Here is a 26,471-nt window from a genome sequence, read left to right as displayed (position 1 = left end):
CCGAATCGCTTACGAGACGACCGCGACGACTCTCCGGCGATGACGCGAGCGCGGCGGGCCCTCGGACGAGCGCGCCACAACTCCGAAGCCCTGACGCTCCGGCCCGCTACGGCCGGTTCAGCCGCCCGCGAAGGGCGGCAGGACGTCCACGCGCGGCGTCAGCGCGGCACTCGCGTCGCGCGTCAGCTCGTCGCCGATCAGGTAGGCGCACACCGCCAGCATGGGGTCCAGCTTCGGGCCGTACGCGGTGGTCAGGGTCGTGCGCAGGTCGGCGACGGTCGAACCGGCGGGCAGGTCCAGCAGCTCGCCGGGCTTGCCGATCACGTCGGCGATCGCCGCGAAGTAGCGCACCTCAACCACCGATTGCTCCCATCGTTCGTTCGGGCGGGACGAAACCGGCGGCATCGATGCCGTGCCCGGCGGACTTGTTCCACATGGCCCCGCGCCACAGATCGGCGATCTCGGCATCGCCGGCGTGCGCGCGCAGGGCCGCGCGCACATCGTATTCCTGATCGCTGAACAGGCAGGAGCGGATGCGGCCGTCGGCGGTGAGCCGGGTCCGGTCGCAGTCACCGCAGAAGCTGCGGGTCACCGAGGCGATGATGCCGACGGTCGCGGGACCGGCGTCGACCTGCCACTGCTCGGCGGGCGCGGAGGGATCGTCGCGCCCGATCGGGGTGAGGGTGAACCGCTCCCCGAGCACCTCGAGCAATTCGGCGGCGGTGATCATGTTCGCCCGGGCCCACTCGTGATCGGCGTCCAGCGGCATCTCTTCGATGAAGCGCAGTTCGGCGCCCTCGGCGATGCACCAGGCCAGCAGATCGGCTGCGCCGCTCAGGGTTTGGCGCATGAGCACGGCGTTGACCTTGACCGGCGCGAGCCCCGCCGCGCGCGCGGCGCGAATTCCGGCCAGGACCGAATCCAGCCGATCCCGCCGGGTCAGGCGCGCGAAGCCCTCGCGATCGACGGTGTCGAGGGAGATGTTGATCCGATTCAGCCCGGCCTCGACGAGTTTGCGGGCGCGATGTTCGAGCCCGACCCCGTTGGAGGTCATGGACAGTGGCGTATCCGGCAGCTCGGCCCGGCACCCCGCGATGATCTGCTCGAGGTCGCGGCGCATGAGCGGTTCGCCGCCGGTGAAGCGCACCTCGTGCACGCCGAGTTCGCGCACCGCGAGTACCACCAGGCGCACCAGTTCGGCGGTGGAGAGCAGTTCGTCCGCCGGAATCGCGGGCAGGCCCTCCTCGGGCATGCAGTACGTACAGCGCAGCGAACACTTCTCGGTGATGGAAACCCGCAGATCACGCGCGGTACGGCCGAAACGGTCGACGAGATACGGGGTATCCGGGCGGCCGTCGACACTGGGCTGCCCGGCTCGTATGGCGGGCATGCCCATCGCGACCACGGTCATTCGACCATTATGTCGCTACCGATACCGCCCGGCGCCGTTCGAGCGCCGGGGATTGGTCACAGTGTCGCGCGGAAAGGGCGCAAATCAGCCGCGTATAGGCTCAGCCGCATGAGTTCCCGGCACGCCACGGTCCCGGCCCGCTCCGTCGAAGACCATCGGCAACGCATCGTAAATTTGTTCGCACCGCTCGCCGACCGCGGCGGTGAGGCGGTTCCGATGGCCCGCGCGCTGGGCCGGCGACTCACGACCGACGTGTTCTCCCCCCTGGATCTGCCGGTCTTCCGCAACTCGGCGATGGACGGCTACGCGGTGCGGGCGGACTCGATCGCGACCGTGCCCGTGACCCTGCCGCTCGCGGGCGTGGTGGCGGCCGGAAACACCGGCGCGCCAACGTTGCCCGAGGGCGCGGCGCTGAAAGTGATGACCGGCGCGCCCATTCCGGTCGGCGCGGACTGCGTGGTGCCGGTCGAGCACACCGCCGGGACGGACGGCACGGTCACCATCGAGAAGAGCCGCTCCGCGGGGGATTTCATCCGCGAGGCCGGAACCGATGTGCGCACCGGGCAATTGCTGGTGGCTGCGGGCACGGTGCTCAAGCCCCGGCACATCGCCGCGCTGGCCGCGGTGGGACTGGTCGACCTGCCGGTGTGGCGGCGGGTGCGGGCGGCGATCATCACCACCGGTGACGAACTCGTGCAGGCCGGACTGAGCCTGCTGCCCGGGCAGATCTACAACTCCAACGGCATCGCGCTGGCGGCGGCGCTGGCGGACAACGGGGCCGAGGTGGTGTCGCTCGCGCACGCCACCGACGATCCGCGCGAGTTCACCCGGCGGCTCGGCGAGGCGACCGCGACCGCGGACGTCGTGTTCACCTCCGGCGGGGTCTCCATGGGGGACTTCGAGGTGGTGAAGGACGTGCTCGCCCCGCTGGGCGGCGAATTCGGTTCCGTGGCAATCCAGCCCGGCGGGCCGCAGGGCCTGACCGTGGTGGACGGGGTGCCCGTGCTGAGCTTCCCGGGCAACCCCGTGAGCACCATGGTGTCGTTCGAGGTCTTCGCCCGGCCGCTGCTGCGGGAGCTGGCCGGACTGCCCGCGATCCCCGGTGTCGAACTGCCCCTGCGGGATTCGGTGCGCTCTCCCGCCGGCAAGCGGCAGTTCCTGCGCGGGCTGCGCACCGGGGACGGCGTGCGATTGGTGGCGGGCCCCGGATCCCATCTGATCGCCACCATGGCCCAGGCCGATGTGCTCATCGAGATTCCGGGCGACGTCACCGACGTGCCCGCCGGAACACCCGTCACCACCTGGGAGCTGTAGCCGTGACCACCGAGGACGCCACCGCCGCCGAACTGCGCGGGATCGCCGACGACTGGGCGGCGGCCATCGTCGCCAACGACGCGGAACTGATCTCGGTCTTCATGGCCGAGGAATGGGTGATCGTCTCGGAGACGGGCGTGTCCACCAAACGCGAGTTCCTCGACGAGATCCTGTCCGGCCGGCTCACCCATTCGGCCATGGACCGGGTCGGCGAGCCGCACATCCGGGTGTACGGCGACACCGCGATCGTCACCGCCCGCGTCACCAATACCGCGCACTACGAGGGCAGGCGCTTCGACGCCGACGAGTGGACCACCGACGTCTTCCGCCGCCGCGACGACTGCTGGTTCTGCGTCCACAGCCACATCACCCCGGTCCGCCCGGCCTGACGTCCCGCCCCGGCGAGCCCGGGGTGCCGGTGCGCCCTACGCGATGTGCCCGGCGAGTATCCACCGCGACCGACTGTGCAGACCCCGGTGCTGCGGCGCGGACTTCGGCGCCGACGGCATTCGCACTCACCATCTCGATCCGCCCGCGGTGAGGCCGAACACCGGGCCGCCCCGTGCGACCCGGGCACGGGGCAGTGCCTACGCTTGCGGGTATGAGTGAGTTGTCGCATGTCGACCAGGAAGGTCGCGCGCGCATGGTCGATGTGAGCGCGAAGGCCGACACCGCCCGTGTCGCGGTCGCGGCCGGCGAGCTGCACACCACCGCGGCGGTCGTCGCGCTGGTCCGCGCGGACGACATGCCCAAGGCCGACGTGCTGACCACCGCGCGCCTGGCCGGGATCAACGGGGCCAAGAAGACCTCCGAGCTGATCCCGCTGTGCCATCAGCTGGCGCTGTCGTCGGTGAACGTCAGCTTCGGATTCACCGCGGACACCATCACCATCGAGGCCGTGGCCAAGACCAAGGGCCCGACCGGCGTGGAGATGGAAGCGCTCACCGCGGTCGCGGTCGCCGGGCTCACCCTGCACGACATGATCAAGGCGGTGGATCCGGCCGCGACCCTCAACGGGGTGCGGCTGCTCACCAAAGACGGTGGCAAGCGCGGACATTGGGAACGGTCCGCGGCGACGTCCGGCGCGCCGGGCAGCGACGTCGCGCCGCTGTCCGACGCGAACACCCCGCCGCACGACGCCGGGGCGGACTCGGGCGGCACGCGAGACTCGGAAGCGCCTGCCGGGCGGGCGGACGAGCACGCGCGGCGGCACGGCGATGTTTCCGGTGCCCGAACTGGCCCGAAAAGCGCCGTGGCGCAGGCTGATTCCGGCACGGCGCCGCTGGACGAGTCGGGCTTCGGCGCGGGACGTCCGGCCGTGGTGCTGGTCGCTTCCACCGGCACGGCGGCCGGTACGCGCGTGGACACCACCGGCCCGGTGCTCGCCGAATGGCTGGGCGGACTGGGTTTCTCGGTGCGCGGCCCCCTGGTCTACGCCGACGCCGACATCGCTGTCGGGCTGGCCGAGGCGCTGTCGGGCGAACCGGCGCTGGTGATCAGCACCGGCGGCACCGGCGCCTCCCCCACCGACGGCACCCCGGAAGCCACACTGGCCGTGCTGAATCGGGAGCTGCCGGGCGTGGCGGAGTCGATCCGGCAGCGCGGCACCGCGAAATTCCCGCTCGCGGCCCTGAGCCGGGGCGTCGCGGGCCTGGCCGGGAACACCGTGGTGGTCAATCTGCCCGGCTCACCGGGCGGGGTGAAGGACGGCATCGCGGTACTGGAACCGCTGCTCGATCATCTGCTGGCCCAGGTGGCCGGAGGAGGCAGTCATGAGTGAGGGTCACGCGCTGCTCGCGCGCATCAGCGATCAGCCGCTGAATCCGGACGAGGTGGAGAAGTCGGTGACCGGCCCCGAACACGGGGCGGTCGTGGTGTTCACCGGCAAGGTTCGCAATCATGATGGCGGACAGGCGGTTTCGGCGCTGGAGTACTCCGCCCACCCCGACGCCGAGAAGTTCCTGGCCCGGGTCTGCGCCGAGGTGGCGGCCGAGTCGGGCCTGCCCGTGGCCGCGCTGCACCGGATCGGCGCGCTCACCATCGGCGATATCGCGATCGCCGTGGCGGTCGCGGCCCCGCATCGCCGCGAGGCGTTCACCGTCTGCGCCGATCTGGTGGATCGCATCAAACACGAAGTGCCCATCTGGAAGCGGCAACTGTTCGCCGACGGCATGTCCGAATGGGTCAACGCCTGCGGGTAGGGCTGCTCTCGGAACGCACGGACCCGGCGGCAGAAGACAGCCGAGGCCGCGGGTTCCGGCGGCGCCGAGGTGAGAGCGCACGGCGCGGGAACCCGCGGCCTCGTCCCCGATGAGGAGGCGGGGCTTCAGGCGGCGACCGGGTCCGGCGGCACCGGGTCCACCGGCTCCGGATCGGTTGTGCCGCGGGCTATCTCACCCAATTTGGTGTGATTGAAGAGCAGGTTCAGACCGAACACGGTGACGGCCGCGAGGGTGATGCCGCTGTTGAGCAGAATCTCCGCCGCGCTCGGGAACCGGTCGAACATGCCCTTGGTCAGGACCGGCACCAGCCCGACGCCGACGGCGACCGCGACGATCCCGAGGTTCACCCGATCGGTGAGATCGGCCCTGCGCAGGATGCCGATGCCGATGACCGCGATCGTGGCGAAGAGCATCAAACCCACCCCGCCCACCACGGGTTTCGGCACCGCCGCCACGACCGCGCCGATGCGCGGAACCGCCCCGAGCAGCACCAGGATCGCACCGCTGACCGCCGTCACGTAGCGGCTGTACACGCGGGTGCCCGCGACCGCGCCGACGTTCTGGTTGAAGACGGTGTCGATGAAGGAGTTGAACACGCCCGCCAGGATCGCGGAGAGCCCGTCACCGACCAGGCCGCGCGCGATATCCGCGTGCCGCAGGGGTTTTCCGGTGATCTCGCCGATCGCCAGCATGCTCGCGGTGGACTCGGCGAAGACCACGGCCACCACGATGCTCATGGCCACCACGGCGGTGAGCGGGAACTCCGGCGCACCGAAATAGAACGGGTGCGGGACGCCGAGCCACGCCGCGTCCGAGACGCCGTCGAGCCGGACGAGTCCCATCGGAACGGCGATCAGTACACCGGCCACCAGCGCGATGAGCACCCCGAGCTGCGACCACACCCCGCGCCCGAGCGTGGTGCACGCGAGTGCGATGAGCAGCACCACCGCGGCCAGGGCGATGTTCGACGGCGCGCCGTAGGTCGCCGACTTCGGATCACTGCCGACGATCAGCCCGCCCGCGACGCCGATGAGCGAGATCCCGACGACGGTGAGCACCGTGCCGCTGACCAGCGGCGGGAAGAACCGCACCACCTTGGCGAACGGCCAGGCCAGGGCTACGCCGAGCACGCCGCCGACGAGCATGGAGCCGTACACCGCCGGGAGTCCGTATTCCTTGGCGATGAGGATCATCGGGCTCATGGCGACGAAGGTCGCGCCGGTGACGATCGGCAGCCGTGCGCCCGCGAAACGACCGAGCCCGAGACTCTGCACCAGCGTGATGATGCCCGCGACCAGTAGATCCGCGCTGATCAGCATGGCGATCGTGGACTTGTCCAGGCCGACGGCGGCGCCGAACACCAGCGGGACCGTGACGCAGCCGGTGTACATGATCAGCACGTGCTGGATGCCGAAGGCCAGCAGCCGATGCCAGGGCAACCGGGTGTCGACGGGGTGGGGCGCGGTCATGGTGCCTCCTTGCGGCGCGTCGGTTCCGGTCAGGCTAGGCAGCGGCGACGGAACGGCGGTTTGTCGAAAAGCACTGATACCGGGCCCCGGCGGACGCGGCGTTTTGTGCTCGGAACCAGCGTGTGCGGCGGCGGGGATGGGCCACAGTGGGGCAAGGTGATCATCGACCACGGGAGGCGACCATGTCCGAACTGTCCGGCAAGATCGTGCTCGGCCCGCACCAGTACGGCAAGGCCGAGAACCGGGTGGTGCGCATCTACCGCGACACCGCCCGGCATCGCATTCGCGACTTGAACGTATCGTCCTGCCTGCGTGGGGCTTTCGACGACGCGCACACGGTGGGCGATCAGGGCGCGGTGCTGCCGACCGACTCGCAGAAGCAGACCATCTTCACCTACGCCAAGACGCACGGTGACGGCAGCGTCGAGGAGTACGGGCGGGCGCTGGCCCGGCATTTCGTGAACGACGTCGAGCCGGTGGAGTCCGCCCGCATCGAGATCGAAGAGTATGCGTGGCAACGGGTTCCGGTCGACGGGGTGGGCCACGACCACACCTGGACCCGGCTGGGCCCGGAGGTGCGCACCGCCGCGGTGACGGTGAGCGGTACGGGAACCGCGCAGCGGGAGTGGGTGATCGGCGGTTTCAAGGACCTGGTGATCCTGAAGTCGACCGGTTCGGAGTTCACCGGCTTCCTGACCGACGAGTTCACCGTGCTGCAGCCCGCCGCCGACCGGGTGCTCGCCACCTCCCTGACCGCCCGCTGGCGTTTCGCCGCCGACCCGGCCGACTGGGACGCCACCTACGCCGGCATCCGCTCGACGATGATCACCACGTTCGCCACCCGCCACTCGAAAGCCCTGCAGCAGACCCTGTTCGACATGGGCAGCGCGGCCCTCGAGGCCCACCCCTGCCTCGCCGAGATCCGCCTGTCGGCGCCCAACAAACACCACTGGTCCTTCGACATAGCCCGCTTCGGCGCGGAGAACAACGGCGAGGTCTTCTACGCTGACGACCGCCCCTACGGCCTGATCCACGCGAGCGTCCTGCGCGCCGACGCCCCCGACGCGGGCATCGCCTGGGACCCGTACACCGGCCTGGCTTGACCCCGCCCCGAGGAGCGCGGCCGACGGTCGCACGACTCGCCCGGCACCCGGGCACCGGTGCCCGATCGCACCAACCACTGTCCGGCGGACACCACCGGTGAGGTCGTCGACGCGCCCGATCGGACAGCAATTGACATGCGGTGCAAACGCATTCGGCTGGCGGATCGGCGAATGAGGTCCGCAGGTGACCGGCCACCGTGCCCGCACCGGCCGCATGCTTCGCACTCGAGCGCCCCGCCGAGTTGCGGACTTCACTTCTCGGCGAGGGCTGTCCGGCCCGAGAGGGTCCGGACGGCCAGGTAGAGGTCGAGGCGGTCGTCGAGGCGGTTCGGGTCGCGGCCGGTCAGGTCCGCTACGCGGCCGATCCGGTAGCGAACCGTGTTGAGGTGCAGGTGCATTCGGGCGGCGGACTCGCGCCAGGAGCCTTCGCAGGCGAGGAAGACCTCGAGGGTGTCGAGCAGGCCGGCGTTGTTCTTGCGGTCGTAGTCGAGCACGGGGCCGAGCACGCGTTCGGCGAAGCGGCGGCGCAGGCCGCCGGGGACCGCGGTGAAGAGATCGGCGGCCGTGTCGAGGTCGGCCGCGCGGACGGTGATCGGGCGCTCGTCGTCGCGGACGGTGGCGGCGGCCGCCGCGGCGGCCACGGCGCCCGACATCGATTCGCCGGGCTGCCTCGCGCTGACACCAAGGGTCAGCCGAATCCCGTTGAGCGCGGGGGTCAATCGTCCGAGGCGGCGGCGCAGGTCCCGGACGACCTCGTCCTGCCTTCCGGCGCACACACCGACGAGGCGGCCCTCATGGTCGACGCTCGTCGTGATCCCGGGCAGGGCATCGTGCAGTGCGGCGCGGACAATGGCTACCGGTTCGGAGTGATCAGGTGAGCCACCCTGGCCAGCTTCGAACGGGAACGGCGGGACGCCGGGCAGCTGGACCTCGCAGACCAGCGCGACCGTCGACGCGGCGGGTCGATCCGTGTGCGGGGCGGGGAAGCGGTCGGTCAGTTCCCAGTCCAGGTGCAGGCGGTCGGCGGCGCGGCGGCGATAGAGCTCGGCCACGGCGGCCAGATCCGCGGCGACGGGGGCGGGGTCGGGGGTCGAGGGGCGAACCACCAGGTACCAGGCGGTCATTCGGTCGCCGGTGCCGACCTGGAGCACTCGCATCGCCCCGGCGGTGACGGCGGGGAGGCGGGGGGCGCAGAGGGCGGTGGCGACCACGGGGTCGAGTTCGTCGTCGGTCAGGGGCGCGGTGCCGGCGACGACGCGGCCGGTGGCCGTGACGAGCCAGGCCGAGATCCGCTGGGCGGCGGCGACATCCGCGAGGAGCTCACCGACATCGCTGCCGCCCGCCACCGCGGCGAGCAGCCTGCGCTGCTGTTCGGCGTCCGATCGCACGCGCCCCCAGCGGGCCTCGGCGGCCTGCTCCGCCAGATGTTCGACGACCCGGCTGAACGGCACGCTCTGCGGGGAAGCCAGGAGCGGCAGGCCGCGCCGCTCGCACGCGGCCACCACGTCCTCGGGCACGTGCCCGTGCAGCGCGCGGCCCGCGACCACCCCGGCCACGCCCGCCGCGTCGAGCATCGCGATATAGCGGTCCGAGTCGCCCGGCGCGTGCCGCCACACCAGCCCGGTGCACACCAGCGCGCCCGGCGTCACGAACGGCCGCGGATCGGGCATGTCGGTCGTGCACACGCGGGCGACCGGCCGTTCGAGCGCGGCCTCGTCCCCGTGCAGCAGCCGCATGCCCAGCTGCGGCGCGTCGAGAATGTCCCGCACCCGCACGGCGCACCTCCGATTCGGTCGAATGTCCGACACGCTAGGACGCCCGTATTTCCGCCCCGTTTCCGCCATGCTGCGGGCGCCGTACAGCCCCTCGGTAGGGTGGCCGGGTGAGTCGGCGCATCCCTGTCCTGATCGTGGCCGGATTCCTCGGTGCCGGGAAGACCACCCTGCTCAACCGCCTGCTGCGCCGGCGCGACCTGCGAATAGGCGTGGTGGTCAACGACTTCGGCGCGGTGAACATCGACGCCATGCTGGTCGCGGGCCAGGTCGACGCCATGGTCTCGCTGGGCAACGGCTGCGTGTGCTGCGCGGTGGACGTCACCGAACTCGACGACCTGTTCACCAAGCTCTCGCATCCGAAGCAGAAGATCGACGTCATCGTCGTGGAGGCCAGCGGCCTGGCCGAACCGCGCAACCTCATCCGCATGGTGATCAACAGCGAGAACCCGCGCATCCGCTACGGCGGGCTCGTCGAGGTCGTCGACGCCGAGCACTTCGCCGAGTCCCGCGCCCGCCATCCCGAACTCGCCACCCACCTGCGCATGGCCGACCTGGTGGTCCTCAACAAGTCCGATCGCGTCACCCCCGAGGCCCTGCACGCGCTGCGCACCGAGATCACCGACCTGGTCGGCCAGGTGCCCGTCTACGCCACCACTCGCGGCCACCTCGAGCCCGGCCTGCTCTTCGACATCCCCGCCCGCGACGCCCGCGAGCCCCGCGTCGGCGAGCAACTCAGCTTCGACGAACTGCTCTTCGCCGACGACAACGGTGAAACCGACAGCGACGGCCACGATGCGGACGACTGTCACGACGCGGAATCCCATGGCGCCGAGGGCCACTCGTGCACCGGCACCCACTCCCACCCCGGCCACCGCCACCTGCACGACGACTACACCAGCGTCTCGTTCACCTCCGCCACTCCCCTGAACCCCCGCTCCCTCATCGCCTTCCTCGAAGACCCGCCCGCCGGCCTGTTCCGGGCGAAGGGCGTCCTGTCCTTCGCCGTCCCCGAGGACCCCCGAAAGTTCGTCCTGCACATGGTCGGCCGCCACATCACGATCACCCCGACCCCCCGCCCCCGCCACGAACCCCCCACCACCGACCTGGTCCTGATCGGCACGACCCTGAACTCCGCCGACGCGACCTCGCGCCTGGAGTCCACCGTCCACACCGACCCCACCCCCCTGGACGAGAACGCCCTCCTCCCCCTGTGGCGCTACGCCCCCGCCGACCTGGAGTCGGCCGACAGCTGAGCCCCCAACCCGCAGAGCACATTCGGACCCATAGCGAAAGGCCCGGCCGCAACGGTTCAGTCGCGGCCGGGCCTTCTGTACATGCCTCAGGAAACCGGGAGCTCCGGGATCCGGGTCGCGCGGGCGTACACCGTCTCACCCTCGGCCAGGTGCAGGGCCTCGGCGTCGCCGCGGGTCACCTGGGCGGTGAACAGGTCGCCGGTGGCGGCGTTGCGCAGCTCCACGCGGACCTCGAAGCCCAGGTGCACCACGCGCTCCACCGTCGCGCGGGTGACGCCCGCCGACTGCGCGGTGCCCTCGTGCGCGGCCAGGGCCATGCTGGGGTCGCGGCCCACGCGAATGTCGTGCGGGCGGACCAGGTGGCCGTTGAGCTTGGCCACCGCGCCCAGGAACGACATGACGAAATCGTTGGCCGGACGGTCGTACACATCCTCGGGCGTGCCGACCTGTTCGATGCGGCCCTTGTTCATGACCGCGATCCGGTCGGCCACGTCCAGCGCCTCTTCCTGGTCGTGCGTGACCAGCACCGTGGTGACGTGCACTTCCTCGTGCAGGCGGCGCAGCCACTGCCGCAGATCCGCGCGCACCTTGGCGTCCAGCGCGCCGAACGGCTCGTCCAGCAGCAGCACCTGCGGGTCCACCGCGAGCGCGCGGGCCAGGGCCATGCGCTGACGCTGACCGCCGGACAGCTGGGCCGGGTAACGGTGCTGGAAGCCGTCCAGACCGACGATCCCGAGCAGGTCGTCGACCTTCTTCTTGATCTCCGGCTTGGGCCGCTTGCGAATCTTGAGACCGAAGGCCACGTTGTCGCGCACGGTCATGTGCTTGAACGCCGCGTAGTGCTGGAAGACGAACCCGATGTCGCGCTTCTGCGGCGACACCCGGGTCACGTCCTTGCCCGCGATCACCACCACGCCGCTGTCGAGCGATTCCAGGCCGGCGATCGAGCGCAGCAGCGTCGACTTGCCCGAACCGGACGGGCCCAGCAGCGCGGTCAGCTCACCGGAGGGGATCTCCAGGCTGACGTCGTCGAGAGCGGCGAAGGAACCGTAGTTCTTGTTCGCGTTGGTCACGGTGATCATTTGGCAGTGCCCCGCTTGCGTTCGAGGAGGGTCATCAGGAGAAGGACAACGATGGCGATGGCCATGAGCAGGGTCGCCGCGCTATATGCGCCGAATGTGTTGTGGTCGTCGATGTAGCGGCCGTGCACCAGCAGCGTCAGGGTCTGCGACACACCGGGCAGGCCGGTGGACACCATGATGACCGCGCCGAATTCACCGAGCGAACGCGCCACGGTGAGCACCACGCCGTAGGTCAGGCCCCAGCGGATGGCGGGCAGGGTGATGCGCCAGAAGGTCTGCCACCGCGACGCGCCCAGGGTGGCCGCGGCCTGTTCCTGGTCGTCGCCGATCTCGTGCAGCACCGGCTCGACCTCGCGCACCACGAACGGCAGCGTGACGAAGATGGTGGCCAGCACCATGCCCGGCAGACCGAAGATCACCTTGATGCCGTGGTTCTCGATACCGCCGAACCAGCCGTGCACACCCCACAGCAGGATCAGCGACACACCGACCACGACCGGCGACACCGCGAACGGCAGATCGACCAGACCCTGAACCAGGTTGCGGCCGGGGAACTTTCCGCGCACCAGCGCGATGGCGGTGAGCACGCCGAAGATCACGTTCACCGGCACCACGATGGCCACGATGATCAGCGACAGCTGGAACGCCGACTGCGCGGCGGGGGTGGTGATCGAGTCGAAGAACGCGCCGATCCCACGTTCGAAGGTGCGCCACAGGATGATCACCAGCGGCAGCACCAGCAGTACGGCCAGGTAGCTCAGCGCGACCGTGCGCAGCGAGATACGAGCCCAGGGAGCGAGTTTCATCGCGCCTCCTGCTCCTTTCGCGCGGTGCGATCGGCGAAGATGCGCAGCACCAGCAGGGTCAGGAAGGAAATCGCCAGCAGCACAACCGAGACCGCGGCGGCGTTGACCGGCCGGTCGACCTCGATCTGCTGCTGGATGTACTGCGAGGTCATCTGCGTCTCGCCCGGGATGTTGCCGCCGATGAGCACCACCGAGCCGTATTCGCCGATGGCGCGGGCGAAGGCGAGCCCGGTGCCGCTGATGATGGCCGGGGCCAGCGTCGGCAGCAGCACGGTGCGGAAAGTGGTCCAGTTGTCCGCGCCCAGCGACGCGGCCGCCTGCTCCACTTCCTTGTCGACCTCCATGAGCACCGGCTGCACCGAGCGCACCACGAAGGGCAGCGTCACGAAGGCCAGCGCCACGATGATGCCGGGCTGGGTGGCGTTGAGGTGGACGCCGACCGGGCTCTGCGGCCCGTACAGCGAGAGCAGCACGATGCTGGCCACGATGGTGGGCAGCGCGAACGGCAGGTCGATGAGCGCGTTGACGATCCCCTTGCCGGGGAACTCGTCGCGGACCAGCACCCAGGCGATGAGGGTGCCCATGAAGACGTTGATCAGCGCCACGATGATCGAGACGAAGATCGTCACCTTCAGCGAGTCGATCGCCCTGGGGGCGGTGACCGCGTCCCAGAAGCCGGACCAGCCGTCCTCGAAGGAATTGACGGTGAGGGCCGCCAGCGGCAGCAGCACCATGATGCTGAGCCAGAGCACCGCCGTGGCAATGCCGAGCGGACCGACCGAGCCGGTCACCCGGAGCCACGACCGCGGATCACGGCCGCGTTTCGCGGGTTTCTTGGTTAGCGAAACGCCGGGACCGGACACGGTCCCGGCGTTCGTGCTGCTGTCACTCACGGTATCGAGTATCGCTTGTGCTTCAGGTCACTCGACTACTTGGTCGCCTTGTCGTAGATGATGGCGACGCTGCCGGTGCCCTGCGCGAAGAGCTCCTTGTCGACGGTCTTCCAGCCACCCAGGTCGGCGATGGTGTAGAGCTTGGCCGGGGCCGGGAAGTCCTTGGCGAACTCGGCGGCGACCTTCGGGTCGACCGGACGGAAGCCGGCCTCGGCCCAGGCGCGCTGGCCGGCCTCGGTGAACAGGAAGTCCTTGAAGGCGGTGGCCTTGGCGGCGTTCTTGCCGTTCTTGATCACGGCGACCGGGTTCTCGATCTTGAAGGTGATCGGCGGGTTGATGTGCTCGATCGGGTCGCCCTTGCGCTCGGAGAAGATGGCCTCGTTCTCGTAGCTCAGCAGCACGTCACCGGTGCCCTGCAGGAAGGTCTCGGTGGCTTCGCGGCCCGACTTCGGCTGCACCTTCACGTGCTCCGGGGAGACCAGCTTGGACAGGTAGTCCAGACCGGCCTGCGGGTTCTTGCCACCCTCGCTCTTGGCCGCGTACGGGGCCAGCAGGTTCCACTTGGCCGAGCCCGAGGAGAACGGGTTCGGGGTCACGACCTCGACGCCCGGCTTGAGCAGGTCGTCCCAGTCCTTGATGCCCTTGGGGTTGCCCTTGCGAACCACGATGGACACGACCGAGCCGAAGGGAATTCCCTTGTTGGCGTCGGCATTCCAGCTCGCGTCGACCAGACCGGCATCCACCAGGCGGGTGATGTCGGGCTCGACGGAGAAGTTCACGATATCGGCCTCGGCGCCGTCCTTGACCTTGCGGGACTGATCGCCCGAGGCGCCGTAGGACTGCTGGACCTGCACGCCCTTGCCGGCGTCGGTCTTGTTGAAGGCCGGGACCACCTTGTCGTAGCCCGGCTTGGGCACCGCGTAGGCGTAGAGGTTGATGGTGCCGCCGCTGCCGTCGGCCACGCTCTCGTCGGTGGAGTCGCTCGCGCCGCCGCTGCACGCGGTCAGGACGGTGGCGGCGACCGCGGTGAGGGCGACAGCGAGGGAACGGCGCGAGAGCCGCGAGCTGGGGGACATCTGGGTGGACCTTTCCGGGGGCCCATCGTGCGAAAGATGCTCGACGGGAAGAAGATTCGTACTGCCGTAGACCCGTCCCCGGACAAAGGGACGGTGACGCGAAGACCCGGGAGGGTCCGCCGGGATTCGAACACAGGCCACAGAGGTGCGCGCGCCAGTCTACTCAGAGATGTGCGGCGGTGTTCGGTCAGCGATCAACGACAGTGAATGTCCGCGACCACGAGGCAGCCCACAGCGATCAACGCCAATTCATGGCGGACCTGGGGAACAACACTCGACGACACGCGGCAGACTGTAGCAGAGCAACGCGACACGTCGCGACTCACTGTGAACCTGCACACGGGGGAAGATCATGACCAGTCCCGCACGACTCCGCCGGGAATTTCCCGGAATATCCACGCGCGCTTGGGAACACCCGGCCGACCGGACAGCGCTGGTGATGCTGCGCTCGCTGTCGGGCTTCGACCTGGTGCTGCGCACGCTGTCCGGCCTGCTGGCCGAGCGACAGCACCGGCTGCTCTACCTGGCGACCGCGGTCCGGGTGGACGAACGCCAGTTCAAACAGGTGCATCACCTGCGCCAGGACGCCGTCCGCATCCTGGACGCGCGGACCACGCCGGAGATGTTCGTCCTGCAGGACCCGCACGCCAACGCCTTCACCATCGGCATGGACCGGCCGTTCATCGTGCTGACCACCGGCCTGCTGGATCTGCTCGACCCGGAGGAACTGCGCTTCGTGGTCGGGCACGAACTCGGGCACGCGCTGTCCGGGCACGCGGTGTACCGGACCATGCTGATGCACCTCATGCGGCTGGCCTCGAACGTCGGCTGGATGCCGGTGGGCGGCTGGGCATTACGGGCCATCGTGGCCGCGCTCATGGAGTGGAGCCGCAAGTCCGAACTGTCCGGCGATCGCGCCGGACTGCTCGTCGGGCAGGACGTGGAAGCCTCGGTGCGGGTGCACATGAAGCTGGCGGGCGGCTCGCGCGTGGACGAGATGAGCCACGCGGCGTTCCTGGCCCAGGCCGACGACTACGCGCGCTCCGGCGACCTGCGCGACGGCGTGCTCAAACTGCTGAATCTGGAACTGCAGACGCACCCGTTCTCGGTGCTGCGCGCGGCCGAGCTGCGGCGCTGGATCACGAGCGGGGACTACGACCGGATTCTGGACGGGCGCTACCCGCATCGCGATCAGGACAAGACCGCGAAGGTCAGCGATCAGGTGCGCGAGGCCGCGCGGTCGTATCGCGCGAACTTCGATCAGTCGGAGGATCCGCTGATCCGCACCGTGCGCAACCTGGGCCGCGACGCGGCGGCCACGGTCGGCACGGTGGGTCAGGAGGTCGGCGAAACCGTCACCAAGATCGGCAAGCGGTTCAGCGAATGGCGGGACGCTCAGGGGTGAGCTGACCGGGAACGCCGAGGGTGACTATTCGTCGCCCTCGACCACCGGCGGGGTCTCCAGGATGTCGAGAATCCACTCCTCGGTGGCGGTCTCGGCATCGTCGTCGTCGGGGCGGATGCGGTTGCCGAGCCGGACGCCCAGGCCCAGCAGCTGCGCCGCCTTGACCATTTCCAGGGCCTCGTCGGGCCCGCACAGGTGGGTGGCGATCAGGCGCGGCTCATCCTCGAAATCCTCTTCGGACAGCAGCGTCTCGAGTTCCAAGCCTTCATCGGTTGACATGGTGCAGCAGCGTACGCGCAGCATTCGCCCGACAGGGAGGGAAGTCCGATTCGCCCGATGAACAGCCGGCGAAATCAGCGCGTGAAGAACCAGGCCACCACGAGCAGGACGAGCAGCGCGATCAGGGCGAGCTGGACGCGTGAACGCGGCATCAGGCGGCTTCCTTCTTCAAACGACGCGGTGCGGCGGCGGGCGCCGCGGCCTCCTGAACAGCCACGCGATCCCGGCCCAGCACATGCAGCGCAAAACGCAGCACCCGGTCCAGCGCGTAGGCGATGACGAAACAGACCGGCACCACGGTGACGAGCACCACGGCGAACTGGGGGACGAAGGGCAGACCGGCGACCCACAACTCGACGCCGTCCCACCATCCTGCGATCCGATGCACGACATCAGCCTAGGCCGCGGACCCCATGGTGGACGATTCGGGCCGATCGGACAGAAGATGGGGGTATGGAGTCCTTCGACGAACCGGAGTACGACGACAAGCCCCGGCGCGGGGACAACCCCGCCCTCGACGCCGTCACGATCGGCCCGCCCCGGGACGCCGTGGAGCGGCCAGACACCTCGATCACCGACGACTACCTGCCCTCCGCCATCGGCGGGACCTCGCACAAATCCCCGTTCCCGCCGATCGACGACTACGCGTTCCTGTCCGACTGCGAAACCAACTGCCTCATCGCGCGCAACGGTTCGGTCGAGTGGATGTGCGTGCCGCGCCCGGACTCCCCCAGCATCTTCGGGGCCGTACTCGACCGCAGCGCCGGGCACTTCCGGCTCGGGCCGTACGGGCGCAATGTGCCCGCCGCGCGGCGCTATCTGCCCGGCGGGCTGATCGTGGAGACCACGTGGCAGACCGAGACCGGCTGGCTCATCGTGCGCGACGCGCTGGTGCTGGGCCCCTGGCACAACAACACCCAGCGCAGCCGCACCCACCGCCGCACCCCCATGGACTGGGACGCCGAGCACATCCTGCTGCGCACGGTGAAATGCGTGAACGGCGTCGTCGAACTCGAGGTGAGCTGCGAACCCGCCTTCGACTACCACCAGGCTCCGGCCCGGTGGGAGTACAGCGGCGAGGTCTACGAACAGGCCCGGGCCACCTGCAACATCGAGGGCCTGGCCACCCTGACCCTCACCACCGACCTGCGCCTGGGCCTGGAGGGCCGCGAAGCCCGGGTACGCACGCGGATGAAGGAGGGCGACGAGGCGTTCGTGGCGCTGTCCTGGTCCGAGTTGCCGCCCCCGCGCACCTTCGCCGACGCCGCGCAGAAGATGTGGACGACCATCGAATCCTGGCGGCAGTGGATCACCCTGGGCCGGTTCCCGGATCATCCGTGGCGCGGGTACCTGCAGCGCAGCGCGCTCACCCTCAAGGGCCTGACCTACGCGCCGACCGGCGCGCTGCTGGCCGCCGCCACCACGTCGCTGCCGGAAACCCCCGGCGGGGAACGCAATTGGGACTACCGCTACACCTGGGTGCGCGATTCGACGTTCGCGCTGTGGGGCCTGTACACGCTCGGGCTCGATCGCGACGCCGACGACTTCTTCGCCTTCCTGCACGATGTGACCACCGGCGGCAACGGCGAACCGCTGCCGCTGCAGGTGCTCTACGGCATCGGCGGGGAGCGCGAACTCACCGAGGTCGAACTGCCGCACCTGACCGGCTACGACGGCGCGCAGCCGGTGCGGATCGGCAACGGCGCGTACAACCAGGATCAGCACGACATCTGGGGCACGCTGCTGGATTCGGTGTACCTGCACGTGAAGTCGCGCCAGCAGGTCCCGGAAACGTTGTGGCCCATGCTGGAACGGCAGGTGCAGGCCGCGATCAGCAACTGGGACAAGCCCGATCGCGGCATCTGGGAGGTGCGCGGGGAACCGCAGCACTTCACCTCGTCGAAGGTCATGTGCTGGGTGGCGCTCGATCGCGGCGCGAAACTGGCCGAGTGGCACGGGGAATACGACTACGCCAAGAAGTGGCACGACATCGCGGATCAGATCCACCAGGACATCCTCGATCACGGCGTCAACGCCGACGGCGTCTTCACCCAGACCTACGGCGGGGACACCCTGGACGCCTCGCTGCTGCTGGTGCCGCTGCTGCGCTTCCTGCCGCCCACCGACCACCGGGTGCGCGCGACCGTGCTCGCCATCGCGGACGAACTCACCGAGAACGGCCTGGTGCTGCGCTACCGGACCGCCACCACCGACGACGGCTTGCTCGGTGAGGAGGGCTCGTTCACGATCTGCTCGTTCTGGCTCGTCTCGGCCCTGGTGGAGATCGGCGAGCTCGACCGCGCCCGCCAGCTCTGCGAACGCCTGCTCGGCTACGCCAGCCCTTTGAAGCTGTACGCCGAGGAGATCGACACCCGCACCGGCAGGCACCTGGGCAACTTCCCCCAGGCCTTCACCCACCTGGCCCAGATCAACGCCGTCATGCACGTCATCCGCGCCGAGGAGTCACACAACGCCGGCCAGTTCAACCCGGCCCACCCGGGCCGGTGAGATCCGCTCGAAACGACGGAACCGGCCGCATCGCAGCCGGTTCCGTGGTTCGTCGAGCCCGTTGATCAGTACGGCCGCGCGTCGCCCTGGGCGTCGGCGCGCTCCCGGAGGTCGCGCAGGCGGACCAGGGACGACTCGATCTCGGTGAGGCGCTGTTCGCGGCGCTGGCCCGAATGCACGGCGGCGGCCTCCTCGGCGGCGCGCAGCGACGCGTCCACCGACCGCAGCGTCTCGTTGGCGATCTCGGTGAAATGGTCACGGAGACTGCGCTGTACCCCGCGCAGGCGGTAGCGCGACTCCTTGCTCACCTGGAAGATCACGTCGTCCATGAGCCGCGCCACGGCCACCTTCGCCTCGGTCTGACGGCGCTGGCGGCGGGCCTTGCGGTCGTCCCAGAGCGCGTTGACGCCCAGCAGCACGCCCGCGCCCGCGGAGTACCAGTTGACCAGCGACATACCCAGCAGGCTGGTGGCCAGGCCGACCATGAGGATGCCGCCGTAGGAGCCGCGCAGCGCGCTCAAAGCCTGTTGCGTGACACTGGGTTTCGCGCTGTCCAGGGAATCGATGGGCGCGACCGGTTCCAGCACCGCCCCGACCTCGCCCGGATTGTCCAGGCGCAGTTCGGGTGTCGGGATGCCCCGGTCCGGGAACTTCGCCGCCACCTGTTCGGCCAGTTCGACCGAGCGGTAGTGGGCGATGACGAAGTTCTCCTCCACCGCCTCGCAGATCTTCGCGTCCAGCTCGGCCCCGAACTCGGGCCAGCGCCGCGCCGGATCGCGCTGCATGATGTCGGCCTCGGCGTCGCGAATGAGACTGCGCAGGCGATGGCGCAGATCGTGTTCGGTGTCCGCCATCAGCTCACCCGCGCCATCGGCCAGGGTGACCTGCCAGTTGGCCGACCGCTGGCGCAGCTGCTCGGCCTCCTCGCGGGTGCGGCGCAGCTGCTCGGTGATGACGCTGTACCGGCGCGGGTCGCGCAGCGTCTCGGCCTCGGTGCGCAGCGAGAGCGCCAGATGATCGGTGATGAGCCCGATGTCGCGGACCGCGGCCTCCGCGGCCACCACGTCGGCGCGCCCGAGCACGTAGTCGCGCAGATGGTCGAGCAGTTGCGGCACACCGGATTCCAGATCCAGCTGCTGGTCGCCGGTGGCCACGGCCTGCTGGTGCAGGCGCGCCGAGGCCGGCGCCACCGCGAAGGCCAGTTCCGCGGCGTCGAGCAGGCGGCGATCGTGCTGCTGCACCTGCGGCCACTGCGGATACTGGTCGATCTTGTTGAGCACGCAGATCACCGTCGGGCACACCTGCTGAATGCGCTTGAGCTGGTTGATCTGATCCGCGGTGAACGGCTTCACCGCGTCGGCGACGTAGAGCACGGCGTCGGCGACCGCGAGCAGCGACCAGGTGGCCGGGGTCTCCGCGGGCGAACCCGGCGCGTCCAGCACCACGAAGCCCTCGGCCAGCAGCGGGCTCGGCGCGGTGTACTCGGCGCGGATCACGCCCTCGGACAGCGCGTTCAGCGCGTATTCGGCGTCGACAACCTGTCGTTCGGCGCGCCCGCCCGCCGCGACCCGCACCAGCGTCGCGGTGGCCTGTTCACCGTATTCGGCGACCACGGGCACGCTGAGCTGGCCTTCGGTGGCGCTGACGGCGGTCCCGACCAGGCTGTTGACGAGCGTGCTCATCCCGCTCTTGGACTCACCGACCACGACCAGGCGCACGCGCGGATCGGCCAGCCTGGCCCGGGCGACGCCGAGCCGTCCGGCCAGATCGGCCCGTCCCGCGCTGTGCACCGGCTCGAGCAGTTCGTCGAGCAGGCCCAGCAGCGGACCCATCGCATCGGGGTTCTTCACGGCGATTCGATGTTCGGCGTCGCTCACAGCAGCGCGTGGTCGTATGCGCCGTGTACCTCGTAGTGCGATTCGGCGAAGGCTTCGGGCATGAGGTGGGTCGACAACCCGCCATCGTGCAGCAGGTAGGTGGACAGCGGCGCGGTGTCGGCCGCGACGGGTACCAGCCCGTGACCCGAATCCTGTACCTCGGCAACCGGTTTGACCGGCTTGGGCACGTCCGGCACCGGCTTGGGCTGGGTGGTCATCGGGTTCACCGTCGGCACCGTCGGCGCGGGCTGATCCAGCGAGACGCTCGGCTGATGGGTCGGCGCGTCCACGGTGGGCGCGACGGTCGGCACCGTCACGTCCGGGTTGGTCACCACCGGCGGCTTGGTCGGATTGCTGACCGAGGGCTGCTGCGACGGCCCGGTGTCCACGTCGTGCGGACGGGTGGTCGGCGGGGTGGTGTCGTCCTGGCTCGGCACGCTCGGGCGGGTGGTGACCCCGTCGTCCTCGGACGGACCGGGCCTGGTGGTCACCTCCGGCGCGGTGGTCGGCGGTACCAGCGTGACACCCGGCAGCTTGGTGGTGGACGGATCGCTGACCACCGGCGGCTTGGTGATCGTCGGCACCGACGGCGCGGTGGTGAGCACCGGGTCCTTGGTCGGCACGCTGATCGAGGGCACGGTGGAACCGGGAATGTCGGTGACCGGCAACGGTTTCGCGACCACGGTGCCCGCGTCGTCGTGCGATCCGGGCCCGGTCGTGGTCACCGGAGGCCGGCTCTGCTCGAACAGGGTCGGCGCGATCGCGGCGGGCGCGGTCAGCGGCGACTGGGCCGGCATGGTCAGCAGATTCGCGATCGGCTGGGTAGCGGCGTCGGGCTGGATGGTGGTCTGCAGCGGGGTGGTGACCACCGGCTGCGCCACGGCGACCGGGGCGACCGCCGCCGGAGCGACCACGGCGGGCACCACGGGGGCGACGGGCGCGATCTGCGCGGCGGGCGCGACCGGAGCCGGAGCGACGGGTGCGACCGGAGCGGGCGCGAGCGCGGGCGCCGGAGCCGCGGCGCCGGGCAGGCCGAAACCACCGGCGGGCGCGGCGCCCGGGGCGGGCGCGGCACCGCCCGCGGCGCTGGGCGAGACTCCGCCGGGAGCCGAACCCGGCGCACCGGCGGGCGCACCCGGGGCGGCGCCGGCGCCGATCGCGCCGTCCGCCGCTTGCTGACCGACGGCCGCGGGCGCGTCCGCCGCGCGCGCACCCGAGGCCAGGGGCTGCCCGGACTGCTCGAGACCGGGGGCGGGGGCGCCGCCGGGGATGTGCGAAATCCCCTGTCCGAGTTCCTGTCCGAACTGATCGAGCTGATCGCCGACGTTGCCGAAGCCGATGTCGACCTTCAGATCCGACTGGAATCGGATCCCGTCGAGTCCGACGTGCGCGTCCACGCTCCAGTCGGTGCGGATGTAGAGCCCGAGCTGATCGAGGTCGAGTCCCTCGGGAATCGAGGGGTTGCCGAAGTCGCCGCCCAGCTCCGGCGGCCGGTAGCCGCTGCCGAGGCCCGGCATGTGCACGCCGCCGTCGGGTCCGGGCAGGTTCAGTCCGGGCAGCGAGAAGCCCGCGCCCGGTTCCATGCCGGGCAGGGTGAAGCCGTGACCGCCGCCCGGCAGCGAGAGTTCGGTGTCCCCGGCGCCCGCGCCGGGCAGGGCCATCTCGGCGTCGGAATCCACGCCGGGCAGGGTGAAGCCGGCGTTCGGGTTCGTGTTCGAGACCGGCAGGGTGAAGCCCGCGTCCGAATCGGGCAGGCCGAGTCCGCCGAAACCGGCCATGCCCGCGCTGCTCGCCGAGGACTCGCCCATGGACTGCGGGAAGAGCCCGGCGTCGGTGCCCTTGTAGCCGGGCAGGGCCACCGGCGAGACGGCGCCGTAGTCGGCCTGCGGCATGTCCGAGGGGGTGAGGTCGGGGAACGTGAGGGTCGGGCTGGGTACGTCGGGTTGCGGGTCGTTCACCTGCGACCAGCCGACGTTGCGGCTGTCGTGGTTGATCGGGGGCTGTTCGCCGCGGCTGCCCGCCGCGGCCACGAGCGCACCACCGGTGACATACGCGCCTGCCCTCGTCACGCGCGCGACACCGGTGGCAATGCGGTACGCGGTGTCGCCCGAGTACTCGTCGCCGGCCCCGGTTTCGTCGTCGAAGGGCAGCTCACGCGTCATACAGGCTCCGCTCTCGATGATCCGGCGGCCCACCGCGGCGGGCCGCCGTCCTCAAACTCGTTTCACACCCTATTTCCGGATAACCGGTCTGTCACATCCTCCTGGTAGGAGACGTAGTGCCCAGTGGTGCGAGACATAGCTTGTCATCCTGCATATCAGGACGGAAGCCCCTGATTTCCCCTGACTAGCGAACCGGCCGCTTCCCTGTCCAGCTGCTCAGCTCACTCCCGTACCAATCGGCTTGTTTTCTAACTTTTTCCTATCGATCCGGCTACCCCCGCGCCCCAAAGGTGCGCATCGGCCCTGGATACGCGACGTGCCCCGGCGTCCGGAGACGGCGGGGCACGCGGGGGATGCGAGCACCCCTACTTCTTGGGCTTCTCCGAATCGGTGGACAGCGCCGCCACGAAGGCTTCCTGCGGCACCTCGACGCGGCCGATGGTCTTCATGCGCTTCTTGCCCTCCTTCTGCTTCTCGAGCAGCTTGCGCTTACGGCTGATGTCACCGCCGTAGCACTTGGCGAGCACGTCCTTGCGAATCGCGCGAATGTTCTCGCGCGCGATCACCTTCGAGCCGATGGCCGCCTGGATGGGCACCTCGAACTGCTGACGCGGGATGAGCTCGCGCAGCTTGGTGGTCATCTTGTGCCCGTACGCCTGCGCGGCGTCCTTGTGCACGATCGCCGAGAACGCGTCGACGGCCTCACCCTGCAGCAGGATGTCCACCTTCACCAGCTGGGCTTCCTGCTCGCCGGCCTCCTCGTAATCGAGTGAGGCGTAGCCGCGGGTGCGCGACTTCAGCGAGTCGAAGAAGTCGAAGATGATCTCCGCCATGGGCAGGGTGTAGCGCATCTCGACGCGGGTCTCGGACAGGTAGTCCATGCCGAGCAGCTCGCCGCGCTTGGCCTGGCACAGCTCCATGATCGTGCCGATGAATTCGCTGGGCGCGATGATGGTGCACTTGGTGATCGGCTCGAAGATCTGCTTCAGCTTGCCCGGCGGCCAGTCCGAGGGGTTGGTGACGATCTTCTCGCTGTTGTCCTCCTGGATCACCCGGTACACCACGTTGGGTGCGGTCGAGATGAGATCCAGGTCGAACTCGCGCTGCAGGCGCTCGCGGGTGATCTCCATGTGCAGCAGGCCGAGGAAGCCGCAGCGGAAGCCGAAGCCCAGGGCCACCGAGGTTTCCGGGACGTAGGTCAGCGCGGCGTCGTTGAGCTGGAGCTTGTCCAGGGCGTCGCGCAGGTCCGGGTAGTCCGAGCCGTCGACCGGGTACAGGCCGGAGTAGACCATCGGCCGCGGATCCTGGTATCCCGCAAGAGCTTCGGTCGCGCCGTCGCGCGCGATGGTGACGGTGTCGCCGACCTTGGACTGGCGCACGTCCTTCACGCCGGTGATGAGGTAGCCGACCTCGCCGACGCCGAGGCCCCGGGTGGGCTTGGGCTCGGGCGAGACGATGCCGATCTCGAGCAGTTCGTGCTGTGCGCCGGTGGACATCATCTTGATCTTGGTGCGCGGGGTCAGCTTGCCGTCGACCACACGCACGTAGGTGACGACGCCGCGGTAGGTGTCGTACACCGAGTCGAAGATCATGGCGCGGGGCGGGGCGTCCGACTCGCCGACCGGCGCGGGCACCTCGGCGACGACCTTGTTCAGCAGCTCGGCCACGCCGACGCCGGTCTTGCCCGACACACGCAGCACGTCGTCGGGCTCGCAGCCGATGATGTGGGCGATCTCGGAGGCGTAGCGGTCCGGGTCCGCGGCCGGGAGGTCGATCTTGTTCAGGACCGGGATGATGTGCAGGTCCTTGTCCAGGGCCAGGTACAGGTTCGCCAGGGTCTGCGCCTCGATGCCCTGCGCGGCGTCGACCAGCAGGATCGCGCCCTCACAGGCTTCGAGCGCGCGCGAGACCTCGTAGGTGAAGTCGACGTGCCCGGGGGTGTCGATCATGTGCAGGACGAAGTCCTCACCGTCGACCTGCCACGGCAGGCGCACGTTCTGGGCCTTGATGGTGATACCGCGCTCACGCTCGATATCCATGCGGTCCAGGTACTGCGCGCGCATGGCCCGCTCCTCGACCACACCGGTGAGTTGCAGCATGCGATCGGCCAGCGTCGACTTCCCGTGGTCGATGTGGGCGATGATGCAGAAGTTCCTGATCCGGGACGGATCGGTGAACGTCGTATCGGCGAAGCTGCTAATCGGAGTCACTCCTCGGCATGGCGAAACAGCGGCATGTCAACGGACGAGTCTACGGCGTACACGAGAGGCGGTTGACCAGCGGAGCACCCCCGGAACGAACCACGGCTCCGCACAGCCGATTCGGAGCAGATGAGAACCCGGCTCCGCGCCGCTAGGCTGCCCGACATGGCCGGCAGGTGGAACGCTCTGGGGAAGCAGTTGGGGATCGTAGCCAAGGAGCAGGGTTCCCAGCTCGTCAGGCAGCAGGCGCCCAAGTTGATCGGGCGGGTACAGAAGTCATCGGTGTGGGACAAGGCGATGCGGGCGGTCGCGCCCAAACCGGCGCCGCCGCGGGTGCGGCCGCGGGCCTCGGCGGGTGTGCCGTCCGCGGAGCGCGCGCGGCTCATCGTCTACAGCCCGCAGCTGGACGGGCGCGCGGATCCCGGTGAGATCGTCTGGACCTGGGTGCCGTACGAGGAGGACCCGAGCAACGGCAAGGACCGCCCGGTGCTGGTGGTCGGCCGCGAGCGCGATCAGCTGCTCGGGCTGATGCTGTCCTCGAACGAGGACCACGAACACCACTCGAACTGGGTGGGCATCGGCTCGGGCCCGTGGGACAACCAGGGCCGCGACAGCTGGGTGCGCCTGGATCGGGTGCTCGACGTGCCCGAGGCGGGCATTCGCCGCGAGGGCGCGATCGTGCCGCGCAAGACCTTCGACCGGGTCGCGCACCGGCTCTGCGCCGAATACCACTGGCACTAGGCCCTCGAACGCGATCGTGCCCCGTTCCGAATCGGAACGGGGCACGGTCTTTTCGCGCGCGGCGGCTCAGCTCAAGGGATTGCGCGAGCGTCCGAACAGGGCGCTGTACACCAGCGCGCCGAGCACGCCGCCGATCAGCGGGAACACCAGGAACACCCACAGCTGCCCGGCCGCGCCGTCCTGATAGAACGCGACCGCCAGGCTGCGCGCCGGGTTCACCGAGGTGTTGTCCACCGGAATCGAGATGAGGTGGATGACGGCCAGGGTGATACCGATGGACAGGCCCGCCAGCGGCACGTCCGAGAGCTGATCGGTGGAGGCCAGCACCACGAACACCAGCAGCGCGGTCAGCACGATCTCGACCGTGATGGCCGCGGCCAGCCCGTAGCCGTTGGTGGTCACCCCGCCCAGCTCGACCGCGGACGGCGAATGCGCGCCCCAGCCGTTGGCGCCCAGGCCGTCCGCCGCCCGGTTGTAGGAGGGCAGGTTCTTGGCGATGGCGTAGATGACCGCACCGCCGGCCAGACCGCCGATGATCTGTGCGACCCAGTACGCGCCCAGCGTGGCGGCGTTGATCCGGCCCAGCAGGAACTGTCCGACGGTGACCGCCGGATTCACATGGCAGCCGGAGATCGGCCCGATCGCGTACACCAGGAACAGCAGGGTGAAGCCGAATGCCAGGGCCACGCCGAGCGCGCCGACCCGGTCACCGGCCAGGACCGCGGTGCCGACACCGCCGAGCACCAGGACGAAGGTGCCCAGGCCCTCGGCGAAAAGTTTCCGGCCCAGGGTGATCGGTTGTAGTTCCGATAGTTCTTCGGCGAATTCCTGCGCTGTAGGGGACATGAGCCACCTTCCCGGATCGTCCCGCCTTGTGCGGAGAGCATCTTCAGG

Annotated in this window: 24 protein-coding genes; 9 read left to right on the top strand and 15 right to left on the bottom strand. The window is 69.7% G+C overall.

All coding sequences use genetic code 11. The features are described 5' to 3' along the window. Positions 1 to 117 precede the first annotated feature (117 nt). Together ACWDOP_RS19705 and moaA are read right to left on the bottom strand one after the other, a co-directional pair. Positions 118 to 360 (bottom strand): MoaD/ThiS family protein, encoded by a 243-nt coding sequence (locus ACWDOP_RS19705; RefSeq protein WP_454203289.1) that lies wholly within the window; start codon positions 358 to 360, stop codon positions 118 to 120. Then, the gene (moaA, locus tag ACWDOP_RS19700; protein WP_454203288.1) at positions 353 to 1,411 is read right to left on the bottom strand and encodes a GTP 3',8-cyclase MoaA; all 1,059 of its coding nucleotides are present in this window, start codon (positions 1,409 to 1,411) and stop codon (positions 353 to 355) included. Before moaA ends, ACWDOP_RS19705 begins: the two co-directional genes overlap by 8 nt. Before the next feature lie 108 nt (positions 1,412 to 1,519). Here moaA and ACWDOP_RS19695 point away from each other — a divergent pair, with 108 nt between their 5' ends. From ACWDOP_RS19695 to ACWDOP_RS19680, 4 genes are all read left to right on the top strand, one after another. Then, entirely contained in the window at positions 1,520 to 2,725 is a 1,206-nt protein-coding gene (locus tag ACWDOP_RS19695) for a molybdopterin molybdotransferase MoeA (protein WP_456346244.1), read from the top strand. 2 nt (positions 2,726 to 2,727) lie between these two features. After that, positions 2,728 to 3,114 (top strand): nuclear transport factor 2 family protein, encoded by a 387-nt coding sequence (locus ACWDOP_RS19690; RefSeq protein WP_456346243.1) that lies wholly within the window; start codon positions 2,728 to 2,730, stop codon positions 3,112 to 3,114. Between the two features lie 212 nt (positions 3,115 to 3,326). Continuing rightward, a complete protein-coding gene (gene moaCB / locus ACWDOP_RS19685; RefSeq protein ID WP_456346242.1) occupies positions 3,327 to 4,505 on the top strand; it encodes a bifunctional molybdenum cofactor biosynthesis protein MoaC/MoaB in 1,179 nt (392 codons plus the stop codon). Continuing rightward, entirely contained in the window at positions 4,498 to 4,926 is a 429-nt protein-coding gene (locus ACWDOP_RS19680; protein ID WP_454203284.1) for a molybdenum cofactor biosynthesis protein MoaE, read from the top strand. Before moaCB ends, ACWDOP_RS19680 begins: the two co-directional genes overlap by 8 nt. A gap of 125 nt (positions 4,927 to 5,051) precedes the next feature. Here ACWDOP_RS19680 and ACWDOP_RS19675 read toward each other — a convergent pair whose 3' ends face one another. Next, the gene (locus ACWDOP_RS19675) at positions 5,052 to 6,416 is read right to left on the bottom strand and encodes a uracil-xanthine permease family protein (RefSeq protein WP_454203283.1); all 1,365 of its coding nucleotides are present in this window, start codon (positions 6,414 to 6,416) and stop codon (positions 5,052 to 5,054) included. A 182-nt stretch (positions 6,417 to 6,598) separates the two neighbouring features. Here ACWDOP_RS19675 and pucL point away from each other — a divergent pair, with 182 nt between their 5' ends. Beyond that, positions 6,599 to 7,519 carry a factor-independent urate hydroxylase gene (gene pucL, locus ACWDOP_RS19670; RefSeq protein WP_456346241.1) on the top strand — a complete coding sequence of 307 codons (921 nt, stop codon included), beginning with the start codon at positions 6,599 to 6,601 and terminating at the stop codon, positions 7,517 to 7,519. A 251-nt stretch (positions 7,520 to 7,770) separates the two neighbouring features. Here the strand turns inward: pucL and ACWDOP_RS19665 are convergent, their stop codons facing one another. Continuing rightward, the gene (locus ACWDOP_RS19665) at positions 7,771 to 9,294 is read right to left on the bottom strand and encodes a helix-turn-helix domain-containing protein (RefSeq protein WP_456346240.1); all 1,524 of its coding nucleotides are present in this window, start codon (positions 9,292 to 9,294) and stop codon (positions 7,771 to 7,773) included. A 107-nt stretch (positions 9,295 to 9,401) separates the two neighbouring features. On the opposite strand from ACWDOP_RS19665, the gene ACWDOP_RS19660 reads away from it, so the two are divergent. Beyond that, positions 9,402 to 10,547, top strand: a complete 1,146-nt coding sequence (locus ACWDOP_RS19660; RefSeq protein WP_456346239.1) for a CobW family GTP-binding protein — start codon at positions 9,402 to 9,404, stop codon at positions 10,545 to 10,547. A gap of 86 nt (positions 10,548 to 10,633) precedes the next feature. Here the strand turns inward: ACWDOP_RS19660 and ACWDOP_RS19655 are convergent, their stop codons facing one another. The 5 genes from ACWDOP_RS19655 to ACWDOP_RS19635 all read right to left on the bottom strand — a co-directional run bounded on the left by ACWDOP_RS19655 (position 10,634) and on the right by ACWDOP_RS19635 (position 14,688). Further along, positions 10,634 to 11,629: a sulfate/molybdate ABC transporter ATP-binding protein gene (locus ACWDOP_RS19655; protein WP_456346238.1), complete on the bottom strand. Its 996-nt coding sequence runs from the start codon at positions 11,627 to 11,629 to the stop codon at positions 10,634 to 10,636. After that, positions 11,626 to 12,435: a sulfate ABC transporter permease subunit CysW gene (cysW, locus tag ACWDOP_RS19650; RefSeq protein ID WP_354985048.1), complete on the bottom strand. Its 810-nt coding sequence runs from the start codon at positions 12,433 to 12,435 to the stop codon at positions 11,626 to 11,628. The genes ACWDOP_RS19655 and cysW overlap by 4 nt, the downstream gene beginning before the upstream one ends. Beyond that, a complete protein-coding gene (gene cysT, locus ACWDOP_RS19645) occupies positions 12,432 to 13,226 on the bottom strand; it encodes a sulfate ABC transporter permease subunit CysT (protein WP_456346256.1) in 795 nt (264 codons plus the stop codon). The genes cysW and cysT overlap by 4 nt, the downstream gene beginning before the upstream one ends. Positions 13,227 to 13,363: 137 nt before the next feature. After that, on the bottom strand, positions 13,364 to 14,404 hold the full coding sequence (locus ACWDOP_RS19640; RefSeq protein WP_456346237.1) for a sulfate ABC transporter substrate-binding protein: 1,041 nt from the start codon (positions 14,402 to 14,404) through the stop codon (positions 13,364 to 13,366). A 194-nt stretch (positions 14,405 to 14,598) separates the two neighbouring features. Next, on the bottom strand, positions 14,599 to 14,688 hold the full coding sequence (locus ACWDOP_RS19635; protein ID WP_324192512.1) for an Ms4533A family Cys-rich leader peptide: 90 nt from the start codon (positions 14,686 to 14,688) through the stop codon (positions 14,599 to 14,601). A 65-nt stretch (positions 14,689 to 14,753) separates the two neighbouring features. Between ACWDOP_RS19635 and ACWDOP_RS19630 the strand changes: the two genes are divergently transcribed. Then, the gene (locus ACWDOP_RS19630; RefSeq protein WP_456346255.1) at positions 14,754 to 15,809 is read left to right on the top strand and encodes a M48 family metallopeptidase; all 1,056 of its coding nucleotides are present in this window, start codon (positions 14,754 to 14,756) and stop codon (positions 15,807 to 15,809) included. Positions 15,810 to 15,833: 24 nt separating this feature from the next. Here ACWDOP_RS19630 and ACWDOP_RS19625 read toward each other — a convergent pair whose 3' ends face one another. Together ACWDOP_RS19625 and ACWDOP_RS19620 are read right to left on the bottom strand one after the other, a co-directional pair. After that, entirely contained in the window at positions 15,834 to 16,088 is a 255-nt protein-coding gene (locus ACWDOP_RS19625) for a hypothetical protein (RefSeq protein ID WP_454203277.1), read from the bottom strand. 151 nt (positions 16,089 to 16,239) lie between these two features. After that, positions 16,240 to 16,476 (bottom strand): hypothetical protein, encoded by a 237-nt coding sequence (locus ACWDOP_RS19620; protein ID WP_454203276.1) that lies wholly within the window; start codon positions 16,474 to 16,476, stop codon positions 16,240 to 16,242. Positions 16,477 to 16,541: 65 nt separating this feature from the next. Between ACWDOP_RS19620 and ACWDOP_RS19615 the strand changes: the two genes are divergently transcribed. Continuing rightward, on the top strand, positions 16,542 to 18,596 hold the full coding sequence (locus ACWDOP_RS19615) for a glycoside hydrolase family 15 protein (protein ID WP_456346236.1): 2,055 nt from the start codon (positions 16,542 to 16,544) through the stop codon (positions 18,594 to 18,596). A gap of 65 nt (positions 18,597 to 18,661) precedes the next feature. Here ACWDOP_RS19615 and ACWDOP_RS19610 read toward each other — a convergent pair whose 3' ends face one another. From ACWDOP_RS19610 to lepA, 3 genes are all read right to left on the bottom strand, one after another. Further along, on the bottom strand, positions 18,662 to 20,446 hold the full coding sequence (locus ACWDOP_RS19610) for a hypothetical protein (protein ID WP_454203274.1): 1,785 nt from the start codon (positions 20,444 to 20,446) through the stop codon (positions 18,662 to 18,664). Positions 20,447 to 20,469: 23 nt separating this feature from the next. After that, positions 20,470 to 22,635 (bottom strand): hypothetical protein, encoded by a 2,166-nt coding sequence (locus ACWDOP_RS19605; protein ID WP_456346235.1) that lies wholly within the window; start codon positions 22,633 to 22,635, stop codon positions 20,470 to 20,472. A 365-nt stretch (positions 22,636 to 23,000) separates the two neighbouring features. Further along, positions 23,001 to 24,845: a translation elongation factor 4 gene (gene lepA / locus ACWDOP_RS19600; protein WP_456346234.1), complete on the bottom strand. Its 1,845-nt coding sequence runs from the start codon at positions 24,843 to 24,845 to the stop codon at positions 23,001 to 23,003. A 156-nt stretch (positions 24,846 to 25,001) separates the two neighbouring features. On the opposite strand from lepA, the gene ACWDOP_RS19595 reads away from it, so the two are divergent. Continuing rightward, positions 25,002 to 25,577: a type II toxin-antitoxin system PemK/MazF family toxin gene (locus ACWDOP_RS19595; protein WP_454203268.1), complete on the top strand. Its 576-nt coding sequence runs from the start codon at positions 25,002 to 25,004 to the stop codon at positions 25,575 to 25,577. A 66-nt stretch (positions 25,578 to 25,643) separates the two neighbouring features. Here the strand turns inward: ACWDOP_RS19595 and ACWDOP_RS19590 are convergent, their stop codons facing one another. Next, complete coding sequence (locus tag ACWDOP_RS19590) at positions 25,644 to 26,423, bottom strand: aquaporin (RefSeq protein WP_456346233.1); 780 nt, start codon at positions 26,421 to 26,423, stop codon at positions 25,644 to 25,646. Between the last annotated feature and the right edge of the window lie 48 nt (positions 26,424 to 26,471).

Source organism: Nocardia sp. NPDC003693 (assembly GCF_053981095.1).
Note: the sequence above shows the minus strand (reverse complement) of the source record. Positions and strands in the feature narration are given on the sequence as shown.

Coding starts and splice junctions, on each gene's coding strand:
- moaA (WP_454203288.1), bottom strand. CDS start 1,411: ATGACCGTGGTCGCGATGGGCATGCCCGCCATACGAGCCGGGCAGCCC.
- ACWDOP_RS19695 (WP_456346244.1), top strand. CDS start 1,520: ATGAGTTCCCGGCACGCCACGGTCCCGGCCCGCTCCGTCGAAGACCAT.
- moaCB (WP_456346242.1), top strand. CDS start 3,327: ATGAGTGAGTTGTCGCATGTCGACCAGGAAGGTCGCGCGCGCATGGTC.
- ACWDOP_RS19680 (WP_454203284.1), top strand. CDS start 4,498: ATGAGTGAGGGTCACGCGCTGCTCGCGCGCATCAGCGATCAGCCGCTG.
- ACWDOP_RS19675 (WP_454203283.1), bottom strand. CDS start 6,416: ATGACCGCGCCCCACCCCGTCGACACCCGGTTGCCCTGGCATCGGCTG.
- pucL (WP_456346241.1), top strand. CDS start 6,599: ATGTCCGAACTGTCCGGCAAGATCGTGCTCGGCCCGCACCAGTACGGC.
- ACWDOP_RS19655 (WP_456346238.1), bottom strand. CDS start 11,629: ATGATCACCGTGACCAACGCGAACAAGAACTACGGTTCCTTCGCCGCT.
- cysW (WP_354985048.1), bottom strand. CDS start 12,435: ATGAAACTCGCTCCCTGGGCTCGTATCTCGCTGCGCACGGTCGCGCTG.
- ACWDOP_RS19640 (WP_456346237.1), bottom strand. CDS start 14,404: ATGTCCCCCAGCTCGCGGCTCTCGCGCCGTTCCCTCGCTGTCGCCCTC.
- ACWDOP_RS19625 (WP_454203277.1), bottom strand. CDS start 16,088: ATGTCAACCGATGAAGGCTTGGAACTCGAGACGCTGCTGTCCGAAGAG.
- ACWDOP_RS19615 (WP_456346236.1), top strand. CDS start 16,542: ATGGAGTCCTTCGACGAACCGGAGTACGACGACAAGCCCCGGCGCGGG.
- ACWDOP_RS19605 (WP_456346235.1), bottom strand. CDS start 22,635: ATGACGCGTGAGCTGCCCTTCGACGACGAAACCGGGGCCGGCGACGAG.
- ACWDOP_RS19595 (WP_454203268.1), top strand. CDS start 25,002: ATGGCCGGCAGGTGGAACGCTCTGGGGAAGCAGTTGGGGATCGTAGCC.
- ACWDOP_RS19590 (WP_456346233.1), bottom strand. CDS start 26,423: ATGTCCCCTACAGCGCAGGAATTCGCCGAAGAACTATCGGAACTACAA.